This is a genomic window from Rathayibacter sp. PhB179 (assembly GCF_004345345.1).
GTDB lineage: Bacteria > Actinomycetota > Actinomycetes > Actinomycetales > Microbacteriaceae > Rathayibacter > Rathayibacter festucae.
In genome coordinates this window covers 147,721-161,383 of the sequence record NZ_SLVD01000004.1, presented here as the reverse complement: position 1 = coordinate 161,383, position 13,663 = coordinate 147,721, and the positions used below count along the sequence as shown (strand labels likewise).

Sequence of the window (13,663 nt, the reverse complement as noted above, 5' to 3'; positions counted from 1 at the left end):
GATGGCGACGTACAAGGACCTGCAGCGGCTGACCGGGCTGTCGCTCTCGACGATCTCGAAGCACTACAACGGCCTGCCGGTGCGCCCCGAGAACGCCGTCGCGATCGAGGCGGCGGCCGAGCGGCTCGACTTCCGCGTCAACGGCTTCGCGCGCGGCCTGCGCTCGCGGCGCTCCCGCACGGTGGGCGTGCTGCTGCCGGCGCTGGACAACGAGTTCCACCTGTCGATCATCGCCGGGCTCGAGCGGGCCCTGCGCGGCGACGGCATCGGCGTGCTGATCGGCGTCAGCCTGCCCGAGCCGGGCGCCGCCGTCGGGCTGCTGCTGGAGAAGATGGTCGACGGGATCGTCGCCGTCCCGACCCGGGGCGACGTCGACGCGCTCCGCAGCGCCTCCGAGCAGGGCACTCCCGTGGTGACGGTGGACTGGGTCGACGACGAGCTCGAGACCGACCGCGTGGTGCTCGACAACCGCGCGGCCGGCGCCTCCGCCGCCCGGCACCTCGCCGACCACGGCCACCGCGCGATCGCGGTGCTCGGCGGCGATCCGGACGTGTCGACCACCCGGGAGCGCACCGCGGGCGTCCTCGACGAGCTCGCCTCCCGCGGCCTCGGGCCGGCCGAGGTCGAGCTCGGCCCGCTGAGCGTCGAGAGCGGCATCGCCTCGATGGAGCGGATCCTCGCCCGCCGCGACCGGCCGACCGCCGTCTTCGCCAGCAACCGCGAGCTGACCGTCGGCGCGCTGACCGCGCTCGGCGACTCCGGCCTGCGCCTGCCCGCCGACCTCTCGATCGTCGGCTTCGACACCGTCGAGCTCGCGCGGGTCGTCCGACCGCGGCTGACCATCGTCGAGCAGCCGACCGACGCCATCGCCGCCGAGGCCGCCGCGCTGATCGAGCGCCGGCTCGACGGCAGCCTTGAGCCGTTCGAGACGCGCACCCTTCCCGGCCGGCTGATCGCCGGCGCCTCCGTCGCCCACGTCCACCACTGACGCCCGTCCCACCACCGTCCCCTCACCGAGGAGCACCATGCTGACCACGACCCTCCTGCACCCCGAGATCCTGCACGCGCTCGCCCGCGCCGGCCACGGCTCCCGCATCCTGATCGCCGACGGCAACTACCCGGTCGGCACCACGCTCGGGAAGAACTCCGCGCTCGTGCACCTCAACCTGCGCCCGGACATGCTCACCGTCGACGAGATCCTCGAGGCGCTGCTGACCGCGATCGTCGTCGAGGAGGCGACCGTGATGACGCCCGCGCCCGGCCTCGACGTGCCCGCGCAGGACGCCTTCCGCGCCACCCTGGACGGCGTCCCCTTCACCTCCGTCGAGCGGCACGCCTTCTACGCCGAGGCCCGCACCGACGACGTCGCCCTCACCATCGCCAGCGGCGACCGCCGCATCTACGCGAACCTCATCCTGACGATCGGCGTCCGCCCCGGCGACGCCTGACCGCGCCGCCTTCCGCCACCCACTCTCCACAAGTTGCGGTACTCGCCGCCGAGTACCGCAACTTCTGGAGGACTGGAGCCGACGGAAGGCGCGCGGCCGCCTCCCTCCAGAACTTGTCGTAGTCGGCACGCCAGTACGACAACTTCTGGACGGCGGACGCACCCCGCCCGACGCCCGCCCGCCCACTTCCCAGAAGTTGCGGTAGTCGGGCGCGACTACCGCAACTTTTGAGGAGTGAGGGCGGGCGGGGGTGCGCCGCCGCCTGAGAGGGCGCGAGGCGTTCTCCGAGCGGGCGTCCGTACTCTGAGCACCGTGGATCTGGACACCCTCCTCAACATCGGCCTCGTCGTGCTGTTCGTGCTCATCGGCGGGGTGTTCGCGGGCACCGAGATGGCGATCGTCAGCCTCCGCGAGAGCCAGGTGCGCGCGATCGAGGCGGGCAGCGAGCGCGGCCGCCGCATCGCCGAGCTGGTGCGGAACCCGAACACCTTCCTCTCGGCCGTGCAGATCGGCGTGACGCTCGCGGGCTTCTTCTCCTCGGCGTACGGCGCCTCGACGATCGCGCCGGACCTCGTGCCGCCGCTCGAGTCGCTCGGTCTCTCGAACGGCGCGGCGTCGACGGTCGCGCTGATCCTGATGACCCTCGTCATCGCCTACCTCTCGCTCGTGCTCGGCGAGCTCGTCCCCAAGCGCCTGGCCATGCAGAAGTCGGTCGCCTTCACCAAGGTGCTCGCCCCGCCGCTCAACACGCTCGCGCGTCTCATGCGCCCGATCATCTGGCTGCTGTCGGTCTCCACCGACGCGGTGGTCCGCCTCCTCGGCGCCGACCCGCGCGAGAAGGGCGAGAGCGTCTCGGCGGATGAGGTGCGCGACATGATCTCGAGCAACACCGAGATCGCCGAGGACAGCCGGCAGCTGCTCGCCGACGTCTTCCGCGCCGACGACCGGCGCGTCGCCGAGGTGATGCGCCCGCGGCCGGACGTCGACTTCCTCCGCGGCGACCTGCCCGTCGCCGAGGGCTACGCGGAGGTGCTCGGCCGGCCGCACTCGCGCTACCCGGTGGTCGGCGAGAACCGCGACGACGTCCTCGGCTTCGTGCACGTCCGCGATCTGATGGCCGCGTTCCCGGCGGCGGGCCGCGACGGCACCGCGAGCAGCGTCGCCGACATCACCCGCCCGATCCTGGCGGTGCCCGGCACGACGAAGGTGCTCGCGGCCCTGCGCACCATGCGGCAGGACGGCCACCAGATCGCCGTCGTCATCGACGAGTACGGCGGAACCGACGGCATCATCACCCTCGAGGACCTGCTCGAGGAGCTCGTCGGCGAGATCTACGACGAGTACGACGGCGCGCGCCAGGACGTCGATGCGAAGGCGGCCGAGCAGCTGCAGGACCTCGACGGCGGCATGATCCTCGAGGACCTGGAGGAGCTGCTCGGCATCGAGCTGCCCGAGGGTCCCTACGAGACGGTCGGCGGCTACGTGCTCGACCGCATCGGCCGGGTCGCCGTCGTGGGCGACACCCTCGTCGTCGGCGACCACGTGCTCCGGGTCGCCGAGACCGACCGCTACCGGATCTCGCGGGTCACCCTGACGCCGCAGCCCGCGTCGGAGCCGGCCGCGCCGGTCGACGGCGACTGACCGCGGGTCCGAGAGTCCGGCCCCGATCCGTCGCCGCCCCGCCCCGAAGCGACCCCGCCCTCGTCAGGGCAGCGGCGCCTCGACCCAGCGCGGCGCCGGCAGCCCGGTCGCACCCGGCCGCGCGAGCCACAGCCCGCCCGCGAGCGGGTACCGCGCCCGCTCGTCCGCCGACAGGTCGCGCGAGGCCGACGACACGACGGCGACGTCGAGCGCCTCCCCCGCGAAGGCGATGCTGGAGGAGTGCGGCGCGTCGATCGCGATGCCCTCGCCCTCGAGTCGGCGGCCCTCGGAGTCGTAGACGCGCACGCCGCTCCCGCCCCAGACCGAGCACCACAGCCGGCCCTCGGAGTCGACGGTCATGCCGTCGAGGAAGACGCCCTCCTCCGGCTCGAGGAAGGTCTCGCGCGGGCCGTTCACCCCGTCGAGGTACGGGCGCCGGTAGACGACGCCCGACTCGGTGTCGACCGAGTACATCACCGCGCCGTCGGGCGACCAGCCGAGGCCGTTCGAGAGCCGCAGGTCGTGGTCGAGGACGGTGACCGCTCCGTCGTGCTCGAGGCGCAGCAGCACGTCGTCGCCGACGGACTCGCCCAGCGTCAGCGAGCCGACGACGAGCCGGCCCTGCGGGTCGATGGAGCCGTCGTTGAAGCGGTGCCCCTCGGGCAGCAGCTCGGAGCCGCGGGTCAGCGAGCCGTCGACCTCCAGGATCGCGAGGCGGCGGGTGAGCGCGACGAGCACCCGGCCGTCGCCGAGCGGCAGCGCGCAGCCGACCTGCTCGCCGACGTCCGTGCGGGTGATCGCCCCGAGCCCGTCCGCGGTGAGCGGCGCCGACAGCACCGCGCCCGCCTCGATGTCCACCCAGGTCAGCCGGCCGGTCTCCCCGTCCCAGACGGGCCCCTCGCTCAGGACGTAGGCGGGCGTTCCGGCGGGTGTCGCATCGATCATCCCCCCACGCTACCCACGCCCTCGGCGCCCCGCCCCCCCTCCGCGAGATGCCACTTGTGCACGCGACACGCCGTGGAAGGCGTGCACAAGTGGCATCTCGCGGAAGGGGGCAGACGCGCACGTCGCCGGATACACCCGGCAGGCGCGCCGTGGCAAGGGGTGCATAGCCCGGCGATGCTCGGGTCTATCGTCGTCACGCCGCGTCCGGGACCGCGCGCATCAGCAGCGCAGCCGGGGCGACAGGAAGGCGCGAGCCATGTCCACCGACACCGAAGAGCGCGGCCCCGTCCGGAGCCTCGTCCCCGCCCGCATCGACCGGCTGCCGTGGACGCGGTTCCACTGGTCGATCGTCGTCGGCCTCGGCTTCTCCTGGGTGCTGGACGGCCTCGAGATCCAGATCGTCGCGAGTGCCGGCTTCGCGAAGGAGTTCGACCTCTCGGCCGCGCAGGTCGGCGTGCTCGGCACGGTCTACCTGGTCGGCCAGATCGTCGGCGCGCTGATCTTCGGGCGGCTGAGTGACCGGCTCGGCCGGCGCAAGCTCTTCATCCTGACGCTGGTGATCTACCTGGTCGCGAGCGGTCTGGCTGGGCTCGCGCCGAACTACCTCTTCCTCGCCGTCTTCCGCTTCTTCGCGGGGATGGGCATCGGCGGCGAGTACGCGGCGATCAACTCCGCCATCGACGAGCTGATCCCGTCGAAGTACCGCGGCCGGGTCGACATCGCGATCAACGGCACCTACTGGGGCGGCGCGGCGCTCGGCTCCGCGGCGAACCTCTTCTTCCTCAACGACCAGCTCTTCGCCGAGAACGTCGGCTGGCGCCTCGGCTTCTTCCTCGGGCCGATCCTCGGACTCGCGATCATCTACCTCCGCCGGCACATCCCCGAGAGCCCGCGCTGGCTGATGACCCACGGCCGCGAGGAGGAGGCGGAGCGCACCGTCGACGAGATCGAGCGCCGCGTCGAGTCGGAGGGCGGAAAGCTCGAGCCGGTCGACGACTCGCAGGCGATCACCGTGAAGGCGACCGAGAGCATCCCGTTCCGCACCATCGCGCGGGTGCTGATCAAGCAGTACCCGAAGCGGACCCTGGTCGGCGCGACCATGATGATCACCCAGTCGTTCCTCTACAACGCGATCTTCTTCACCTACGCGCTGGTGCTGGAGAACTTCTACGGGGTGGAGCAGAACGCCGTCTCGTACTTCTTCTTCCCGTTCGCGATCGGCAACCTCGTCGGTCCGCTGGTGCTCGGCCACCTCTTCGACGTCTGGGGCCGGCGGAAGATGATCTTCCTCACCTACGGCGTCTCCGGGGCGGTGCTCGCGCTCTCGGCGCTGCTGTTCAGCATGGACGTGCTGACCGCGACGACCCAGACGATCCTCTGGTGCGTCTCGTTCTTCTTCGCCTCCGCCGGCGCCTCGAGCGCCTACCTCACGGTCAGCGAGATCTTCCCGCTGGAGCTGCGCAGCCAGGCGATCTCGTACTTCTTCACCCTCGGCCAGATCGCCGGCGCCGTCGCGCCCACCCTCTACGGCGTGCTGATCGGCGACGGCAGCGACCGCGGCCCGCTCACCGTCGGCTACTTCGTCGGCGCGGCGGTGATGATCGTCGGCGGCGTCGTCGCCCTGATCTTCGGCGTCGACGCCGAGCGCCGCAGCCTCGAGAGCATCACCGAGCCCCTCTCCACGGTCCGCGACTGACCCGCCCCTCCCTCCCGCGAGATGCCACTTGTGCACGCGACACGCCGTGGAAGGCGTGCACAAGTGGCATCTCGCGGCGGGGAGGGAGGCGAGGCGCGTACGCTGAGGGGACACCCCCGGACGCTTCGGCTACCGGGCGCGGGGCCCCTTCTCCGGAAGGGGCCTCAGCTCTTTCCGCCCCACGCAGCGGGGCGACGGAGGACGCCGCGGTCGTCGTGGAGCACATCCGGAAACCGGCTCCGCTCGAGCACACCGCGGCGGATCTTGCGGATGTGCGCGGGCGCCACCGCGAGCAGCGAGGCCGACGGTCTGTCGGTCGGCGAGATCAGGCCGATCTCCTTGCCCGCCTCGTCGCGCACCATCCGGAAGGCCTCGGTGAAGTCCGAGTCGTTCGACAGTAGGAAGAACGTCTCCGCCTCGCCCCGGAAGGCGTCGACGAGCATGTGGGCGGCCAGGTTGACGTCGGACCCCTTCTCCTCCGTCCTGCGCACTCCGACCGTCACGAGCCGGCCGCCGTCGTCGAGCCGCGCAGGATGCACGGGCATGGTCCGACGATCTATGCGGAACATCCCTTCGTGGACGGTGATCCGCGGAGAGGTCCGCAGAGCGCGCACGTATGCCTGCTGTCGAGCCGGCGCCTGCGGATCGGTCCCGAGCGTCGCCCGGATCATGGCGGTGAAGTACCGGACCCGGACCACGTCGAAGGTCGGCAGAAGGAGATCGCACAGGCGTGCGAGATCGAGCCACTTGAGCGTCGGCTCAGACTCCAGGACCCTCCGGTAGAGGTTGAACCCGTCGACGTAGACGGAGGCCGTCGGTCGCGCTTCGTCCGTCGCGACGCCGGGCGAACGGAAGACGATCATCGCGGGAGGCTACCCACCCCTCCACGCTCCCCGTCGACTCCCCGTCGCCGAACGTCGGGTGCGCTCAGTCCCCTCCCTCCCGCGAGATGCCACTTGTGCACGCGACACGCCGTGGAAGGCGTGCACAAGTGGCATCTCGCGGCGGGGCGGGAGCGGGCGCGCGGGTCAGCCGACGTGGACGCCCGGGCGGCGCTCGCGGCGGGGCTCGGCGCGGCGCAGGACCTCGCGGGTGACGGGGGCGACCTCGCCGGTGCCGGTGATCAGGAAGCGAAACATGTTGGAGAGCGGGCCGCCCTCGGTCCACTCGAAGTAGACGTCCGGGACGACGCCGGTCAGGGCGCGGATCTCGAGCAGCACCGTCGCGATGGTGTTCGGGATGTTGCCGCTCGTCACCGTGAGCACGCGGAAGCCGTGGCAGACGCGCCCCTGCACCACGAGGTCCTCCTCGAAGTCGGACGAGTCGGTGGTGTGCACCTCGAGGAAGAGGACCGGGCCGCGCATCGGCAGGTTGCTGTCGCGCTGCTCCTCGGCCAGCTTGTCGCGGTACTCGCGCTCGGAGCCGTCGTCGGGCTCGTTCGCGAGGACGCGGATCACGCCGTAGTCGTCGGCGTCGGTGCTGAGGAAGTCGAGAGCCTGCGCGTCGAAGGTCACCGAGGTCGCCCGCAGCTGGAACGAGCGCTGCACCCGCGAGATCAGCGACACCACGAGGATCCCGAGGATGAACAGGCTCGCGATCCGCACGCCGTCCGGCCGCTCGACCACGTTCACGACCGTCGTGTAGACGAAGACGAGCGCGATCACCGCGAAGCCGACGGCCCGCTTGCGCTGCTTCTTCCGCTTGGCCGACAGGAACACGGCGACGGAGGCGGACGTGATCAGCACCAGCACCCCGGTCGCGTACGCGCCGCCCTGGGCGTCGACGTCGGCCCGGAAGAGGATCGTGATCAGGAACGCGACGGCCGTGAAGACCAGCACCAGGGGACGCACCGCCGCGGCCCACTGCGGCGCCATCCCGTAGCGCGGGAGGTAGCGCGGCACGATGTTGAGCAGCCCGGCCATCGCCGAGGCGCCCGCGAACCAGAGGATGCAGATCGTGCTGACGTCGTAGGCGGTGCCGAAGGCGTCACCGAGGTACTCGTGCGCGAGGTAGGCGAGGGCGCGGCCGTTGGCCTGCCCGCCCGGCTGGAACTCGGCCTGCGGGATCAGCAGCGTCGTCACGAAGCTCGAGGTGATCAGGAACGCCGACATCGTCACGGCGGCGGTGATCAGCAGCCGCTTCGCCCCGCGGATCCGGCCGACCGGGGCCGCGTCGGTGTCACTCGCGTCGCCGCGGATCTGCGGCATCACCGCCACGCCGGTCTCGAAGCCGGACAGCCCGAGCGCCAGCTTCGGGAACACGATCAGCGCGATGCCGACCATGATCAGCGGATTCCCGTGCTGCGTCGTCAGCGCCGACCACCAGTTCCCGATCACCACCGGGTTCTCGGCGACGTGCGCGATCGCGACGACGATGACGACCGCGTTCAGCGCGAGGAACACGGCGACCAGCACGACCGCGATCGAGATCGCCTCCTTGAAGCCGCGGAGGAAGACGATCCCGAGCAGCGCGACCAGCCCCAGCGTCAGCGGCACCTCCGCGCCGTGGAACCAGGCCGGCGCGAACGGGTTCTCGACCGCGTGCGCGGTGGCGTCGGCCGCCGACAGGGTGATCGTGATCATGAAGTCCGTCGCCGCGAAGCCGAGCAGCACCAGCACGAAGAGCTTGCCGCCCCACCAGGGCAGCAGCCGCTCCAGCATCGCGATCGAGCCCTCGCCGCGGAAGCTCTCCCGGGCGACCCGGCGGTAGACCGGCAGCGCGCCGAAGAGGGTGAGCAGCACCAGGACGATGGTCGCCAGCGGCGAGACCAGTCCGGCGGCGAGCGCCGCGATCGCGGGCTGGTAGCCGAGCGTGGAGAAGTAGTCGACGCCGGTCAGGCACATCACGCGCCACCAGGAGTGCGTCTTCTCGGTGGTGGAGTGCGGCCCGGGGTGCGCGCCGGAGTCGCTCCGCAGCCCCTCGAGCAGCCACGCCTTCACTCCGCCGCGGCGCCCGGAGGAGGGCGCTGAGGAGAGGGGCGAGGGTTCGAGGGCGTCGGCGTCGCCGCGGACGAGAGAGGAGGTCACTGGACGTGTCTACTCGGCGGAGGCGGCTCCGGAGCCGAGAACGCCCGGATCCATACGGTTCCCTAACGGGCAGTTCGCGGGCGGGCGGCCCGAGGGACGCGGGTCACCGCCGCGAGGCGTGCACGAATAAGGCTGGATGCCCGGATCAGCCCGAAAACGAGGCGATCGCGGCCATCCAGCCTTAGTTGTGCACGGGGGCGGAGGTTTACTCCTCGACGACGATCGTCGTGATGACCGGGTTGCGACGGTGACGGCGGGTCAGCCAGCGGCCGAGGGTGCGCGTGATCAGCTTCTCGATCGCGTCGCGGTCGGTCGGCTGGCCGGCGGCCTGGAGCACCGCGTCGTCGATCGCCTTGCTGGCGTTCTCCTTCCAGCTCGGCTCCTCCACAAAGCCGCGGGTGAAGAACTCGACCGGCTCGCCGAGCGTGCCGCGGTCCAGGTCGACGATGGCGAGCACCGTGATGGTGCCCTCCTCGGCGAGGACGCGGCGGTCGATCATCGCGTCCTCGGTCGCGACGCCGATCGTGGTGCCGTCGACGAAGACGAGGTCGGCCGGGATGCGGCCGCTCATCCGCGAGCGCCCCTTGACGAGGTCGATCGAGACGCCGTCCTCGACGACGAAGACGTTCTTCTCGTCGATGCCGGTGCGCGTCGCGATCGCGGCGTTCGCCGTGAGGTGGCGCCACTCGCCGTGCACGGGCAGGACCGCGGTCGGGCGGAGGATGTTGTAGCAGTAGGCGAGCTCGCCCGCGCTGGCGTGGCCCGAGACGTGCACCTTGGCGTTGCCCTTGTGCACGACCGTCGCGCCCCAGCGGGTGAAGGCGTTGATGATCCGGTAGATCGCGTTCTCGTTGCCGGGGATCAGCGAGCTGGCGAGCAGCACGGTGTCGCCGGGGCCGATGTCGATGATGTGGTCCTTGTTGGCCATGCGCGAGAGCGCCGCCATCGGCTCGCCCTGCGAGCCGGTGCAGATCATCACGATCTGGGTCGCGGGCAGCTTCTCGAGCACCTTCATGTCGACGACGAGGCCGGCCGGGATCTTGAGGTAGCCGAGCTCGGCGGCGATGCCCATGTTGCGGACCATCGAGCGGCCGACGAAGGCGACCTTGCGGCCGTGCTTCTGCGCGGCGTCGAGCACCTGCTGGATGCGGTGCACGTGGCTGGCGAAGCTCGAGACGACGATGCGGCGCGGGGCGGTGCGGAAGACCTGGTCGATCGCGGGGGCGAGGTCGCCCTCGGAGATCGCGAAGCCGGGGACGTCGGCGTTGGTGGAGTCGACCAGGAAGAGGTCGACGCCCTCGTCGCCGAGGCGCGCGAAGCCGGGGAGGTCGGTGGTGCGCCCGTCGAGCGGGAACTGGTCCATCTTGAAGTCGCCCGTGTGCAGCACGAGGCCGGCCTCGGTGCGGATGGCGACCGCGAGGCCGTCGGGGATGGAGTGGTTGACCGCGAGGAACTCGAGGTCGAAGACGCCGGCGTCGATCCGGTCGCCCTCCTTCACCGGGCGGGTGCGCGGGGTGATGCGGTGCTCGGTGAGCTTCGCGGTGATCAGCGCGAGGGTGAAGGTCGACGCGATGATCGGGATGTCGCCGCGCTCCTTGAGGAGGTACGGCACGCCGCCGATGTGGTCCTCGTGGCCGTGGGTGAGCACGATCGCCTCGATGTCCTTCAGGCGCGAGCGGATCGCGGCGAAGTCGGGGAGGATCACGTCGATGCCGGGCTGGTTCTCCTCGGGGAAGAGCACGCCGCAGTCGACGATGAGCAGCTTGCCCTTGTGCTCGAAGACGGTCATGTTGCGACCGATCTCGCCCAGGCCGCCGAGCGGGGTGATGCGCATGCCGCCCTTCTCCAGCGGCTTGGGGGCGGGGAGCTCGAGGTGGTGGCGCGCGGGCTTGGCGGTTCTGGCGTTTCGCATGGGTGCTTTCTGGTGGGGGACGTGGCGTCGTGCTGGTGCGCGCGGCCCCCGCTTCGTGCGGAGCGCCTCGGCGCAGGTGGTCTGTGTGGTCGCAGCCGCCGGGTGGTTCCGGTGCTCTGCACGGCCTCGTCCGCAGCCACCCGGGTCGTGCTCCGCGCCGCATCGTGCGGCACCGGGAGCGGTGCGGGTGGGGGCGCGGGTCGCGGTGAGGAGGTGGACCCGGAGTGTGCGGATCGCTGCCGAGACCGCGGCGGCCGCGTCCAGCATGACAGCATCCGCCGCGAGTTGCCCGCACAGCGCCGGATCCGCGCTGAGCCCGGGCACGACGGAGCCCCCTCGCCGTCGCCGGTCGAGGGGGCTCAGCGCCTTCCGCGAGATGCCACTTGTGTACGCGACACGCCGTGGAAAGCGTGCACAAGTGGCATCTCGCGGGAGGGAGGCGGGGGGTCAGCGCAGGGAGTCGAGCACGGCCTCCAGCTCGTCGACGGCGGAGTCGATCTCGCCGGCGGTGACGACGAGGGGCGGGGCGAGGCGGATCGTCGAGCCGTGGGTGTCCTTGGCGAGGACGCCGCGGGCCATCAGGGCCTCGCAGACGGCGCGGCCGGAGGCGAGGGCGGGGTCGATGTCGATGCCGGCCCAGAGTCCGGCGCCGCGGACGGCGACCACGCCGCGCCCGATCAGGGCGGTGAGGCGGGCGTGCAGCTGGGCGCCGCGCTCGCGGGCCAGCGCCTGGTACTCCCCGGTGGCGAGCAGCTCGACGACCGCGAGGCCGACGGCGGCGGCGAGCGGGTTGCCGCCGAAGGTCGAGCCGTGCTGGCCGGGCTGGAGCACGCCGAGCACGTCGGCGTTCGCGACGACGGCCGACACCGGCACGATGCCGCCGCCGAGCGCCTTGCCCAGCAGGTAGACGTCCGGGACGACGTCGACGAGGTCGCAGGCGAAGGTCGCGCCGGTGCGGCCGAGGCCGGACTGGATCTCGTCGGCGATGAAGAGGACGTTGTGCCGCGCGGTGATCTCGCGGACGGCGGGGAGGTAGTCGGCCGGCGGGACGACGATGCCCGCCTCGCCCTGGATCGGCTCGATCAGCACGGCGACGGTGTCCCCGTCGATCGCGGCCTCGAGGGCCGCCGCGTCGCCGAACGGCACCGTCCGGAAGCCGGGCGTGAACGGGGCGAAGCCGTCGCGCGCCTCCGCGTCGTCGCTGAACGAGATGATCGTCGTGGTGCGGCCGTGGAAGTTGCCGGCCGCGACGATGATGTTCGCGCGGCCGGGCGCGACGCCCTTCACCCGGTAGCCCCAGGCGCGGGCGACCTTGATGCCGGACTCGACGGCCTCCGCGCCCGTGTTCATCGGGAGGACCATGTCCTTGCCGGCGAGCGCGGCGAGCGCCGTCACGAACGGGCCGAGCTTGTCGTTGTGGAAGGCGCGGCTGGTGAGGGTGACCCGGGAGAGCTGCGCGCGTGCGGCGTCCAGCAGCACCGGGTGCGAATGGCCGAAGTTGACGGCGGAGTACGCGGCGAGGCAGTCGAGGTAGCGGCGCCCCTCCACGTCGGTGATCCACGCGCCCTCGCCGGTCGCGGCGACGACGGGCAGCGGGTGGTAGTTGTGCGCGGCGTGCGCCTCCTCCGCGGCGATCAGCTCGGCGGAACGGTCGGTCTCGGTGATGCTCATGTCGTGCCTCCTGAGGACGATCGACTCCTCAGAAGTTGTCGTACTCGAGTGCCGAGTACGACGACTTCTGCGGAGTGGGTGAGGGAGAAAAGGAGCGGCTCAGCGCCGCAGCTCGAGGGTGCAGCACTTCACGCCGCCGCCGCCGAGCAGCAGCTCGGACAGGTCGACGCCGATCGGGTGGTAGCCGCGCTCGCGCAGCTGGCGCTCGAAGCCGGCCGCGCGCGAGGCGATGACGACGTTGAGGCCGTCGGAGAAGGAGTTGAGCCCGAGCACGGACGCGTCCTCCTCCGAGACGAGGATCGCGTCGGGGTAGAGCTCGCGGAGGACGCGGTTGCCCTCCTCGCTGAACGCGCTCGGCAGGTAGGCGATGTTCGTGTCGTCGAGCACGGCGATCGCGGTGTCGAGGTGGTAGAACGACGGGTTCACCAGCTCGAGGGTGACGACCTCGCGGCCGAAGATCCGGGCGACCTCGGCGTGCGAGTCGGAGGCGGAGCGGAAGCCGGTGCCGGCGAGGATCCGCTCGCCGACGAGGAGGAAGTCGCCCTCGCCCTCGTTGACCTCCTCGGGCACGCGCACGTCGAAGCCGGCGCCGCGGAACCAGTCCATGTACGCGGGGCCCTCGGGCTGGCGCTCGGGGTAGGTGAAGGAGGCGCCGTAGGCGATGCCGTCGATCACGAACCCGCCGTTCGCGGCGTAGACCATGTCGGGCAGGCCGGCCTCGGGCTCGATCAGCTGCACGTCGAAGCCGAGCTCGACGTAGGTGTCGTACAGCGTCTGCCACTGGCGCACGGCGAGGGCGGTGTCGGTGGGGACCTGCGGGTCCATCCAGGGGTTGATCCGGTAGACGACGGTGAAGTGCTCGGGGCGGCACATCAGGATCGCCTTGGCGACGGGGGTACGTGCGACGGGGGTGCGGGTCGGGGCGGTGGCGAGCACGGCGGTATCGGTCATTCGAGTCCTCCTGCGAAAGGATGCGGATGAGCGGACCGGGTCCAGTGGCTCCGTCCCCGCGGGGCGGGTGGAGCACGCTCGCAGCCAGTCTCGCACGCGCAGATCCTGCGATTTCCGCCAGGAGACGCACGGAATCGCTCACTATCGCGGTCTCGCGCGCAGGATCGCAGCTCCCGTCGCGAGCGCGCATCCCTGCCGGACGAGCGGCCACCTCCCCTTTCCATGCTGGTCGAGTAGCCCGAAGGGCGTATCGAGACCCACCACCGCAAGGACTGCTGCGCCACCACTCTGCCGGGGCGTGGATCTCGATACGCCCGCTGCGCGGCCTACTCGATCAGCATGGGGTGCGCTGCGCGGACTACTCGATCAGCAG

Annotated in this window: 10 protein-coding genes; 4 read left to right on the top strand and 6 right to left on the bottom strand. The window is 71.4% G+C overall.

What is annotated here, in order from left to right; genetic code table 11:
• Position 1: 1 nt before the first annotated feature.
• The 3 genes from EDF43_RS10310 (at position 2) to EDF43_RS10300 (ending at position 3,089) form a co-directional block, all read left to right on the top strand.
• On the top strand, positions 2–988 hold the full coding sequence (locus tag EDF43_RS10310) for a LacI family DNA-binding transcriptional regulator (protein WP_132436651.1): 987 nt from the start codon (positions 2–4) through the stop codon (positions 986–988).
• A gap of 37 nt (positions 989–1,025) precedes the next feature.
• Positions 1,026–1,448: an RbsD/FucU family protein gene (locus EDF43_RS10305; RefSeq protein ID WP_132436649.1), complete on the top strand. Its 423-nt coding sequence runs from the start codon at positions 1,026–1,028 to the stop codon at positions 1,446–1,448.
• 312 nt (positions 1,449–1,760) lie between these two features.
• Positions 1,761–3,089 (top strand): hemolysin family protein, encoded by a 1,329-nt coding sequence (locus EDF43_RS10300; RefSeq protein WP_132436647.1) that lies wholly within the window; start codon positions 1,761–1,763, stop codon positions 3,087–3,089.
• Positions 3,090–3,152: 63 nt separating this feature from the next.
• Here EDF43_RS10300 and EDF43_RS10295 read toward each other — a convergent pair whose 3' ends face one another.
• Positions 3,153–4,034, bottom strand: a complete 882-nt coding sequence (locus EDF43_RS10295; protein WP_132436645.1) for an SMP-30/gluconolactonase/LRE family protein — start codon at positions 4,032–4,034, stop codon at positions 3,153–3,155.
• Between the two features lie 256 nt (positions 4,035–4,290).
• On the opposite strand from EDF43_RS10295, the gene EDF43_RS10290 reads away from it, so the two are divergent.
• Positions 4,291–5,730, top strand: a complete 1,440-nt coding sequence (locus EDF43_RS10290) for an MFS transporter (RefSeq protein ID WP_132436643.1) — start codon at positions 4,291–4,293, stop codon at positions 5,728–5,730.
• Positions 5,731–5,894: 164 nt separating this feature from the next.
• On the opposite strand, the gene EDF43_RS10285 is transcribed toward EDF43_RS10290, so the two are convergent.
• From EDF43_RS10285 to ddaH, 5 genes are all read right to left on the bottom strand, one after another.
• A complete protein-coding gene (locus EDF43_RS10285) occupies positions 5,895–6,593 on the bottom strand; it encodes an NYN domain-containing protein (RefSeq protein WP_132436641.1) in 699 nt (232 codons plus the stop codon).
• A gap of 165 nt (positions 6,594–6,758) precedes the next feature.
• Complete coding sequence (locus tag EDF43_RS10280) at positions 6,759–8,573, bottom strand: amino acid transporter (protein ID WP_243600768.1); 1,815 nt, start codon at positions 8,571–8,573, stop codon at positions 6,759–6,761.
• 388 nt (positions 8,574–8,961) lie between these two features.
• Positions 8,962–10,590 (bottom strand): ribonuclease J, encoded by a 1,629-nt coding sequence (locus EDF43_RS10275; protein WP_207901707.1) that lies wholly within the window; start codon positions 10,588–10,590, stop codon positions 8,962–8,964.
• Between the two features lie 525 nt (positions 10,591–11,115).
• Positions 11,116–12,339, bottom strand: coding sequence for an ornithine--oxo-acid transaminase (gene rocD, locus EDF43_RS10270; RefSeq protein ID WP_132436637.1), 1,224 nt, complete (start codon positions 12,337–12,339; stop codon positions 11,116–11,118).
• 99 nt (positions 12,340–12,438) lie between these two features.
• Positions 12,439–13,290 carry a dimethylargininase gene (gene ddaH / locus EDF43_RS10265; protein ID WP_123736539.1) on the bottom strand — a complete coding sequence of 284 codons (852 nt, stop codon included), beginning with the start codon at positions 13,288–13,290 and terminating at the stop codon, positions 12,439–12,441.
• Positions 13,291–13,663: the final 373 nt, after the last annotated feature.

Bases quoted from the DNA above. Each gene is read 5' to 3' on its own strand.
- EDF43_RS10305 (WP_132436649.1), top strand. From the start codon at position 1,026: ATGCTGACCACGACCCTCCTGCACCCCGAGATCCTGCACGCGCTCGCC.
- EDF43_RS10295 (WP_132436645.1), bottom strand. From the start codon at position 4,034: ATGATCGATGCGACACCCGCCGGAACGCCCGCCTACGTCCTGAGCGAG.
- EDF43_RS10285 (WP_132436641.1), bottom strand. From the start codon at position 6,593: ATGATCGTCTTCCGTTCGCCCGGCGTCGCGACGGACGAAGCGCGACCG.
- rocD (WP_132436637.1), bottom strand. From the start codon at position 12,339: ATGAGCATCACCGAGACCGACCGTTCCGCCGAGCTGATCGCCGCGGAG.
- EDF43_RS10275 (WP_207901707.1), bottom strand. From the start codon at position 10,590: ATGCGCATCACCCCGCTCGGCGGCCTGGGCGAGATCGGTCGCAACATG.
- ddaH (WP_123736539.1), bottom strand. From the start codon at position 13,290: ATGACCGATACCGCCGTGCTCGCCACCGCCCCGACCCGCACCCCCGTC.
- EDF43_RS10280 (WP_243600768.1), bottom strand. From the start codon at position 8,573: ATGTGCCTGACCGGCGTCGACTACTTCTCCACGCTCGGCTACCAGCCC.
- EDF43_RS10310 (WP_132436651.1), top strand. From the start codon at position 2: ATGGCGACGTACAAGGACCTGCAGCGGCTGACCGGGCTGTCGCTCTCG.
- EDF43_RS10290 (WP_132436643.1), top strand. From the start codon at position 4,291: ATGTCCACCGACACCGAAGAGCGCGGCCCCGTCCGGAGCCTCGTCCCC.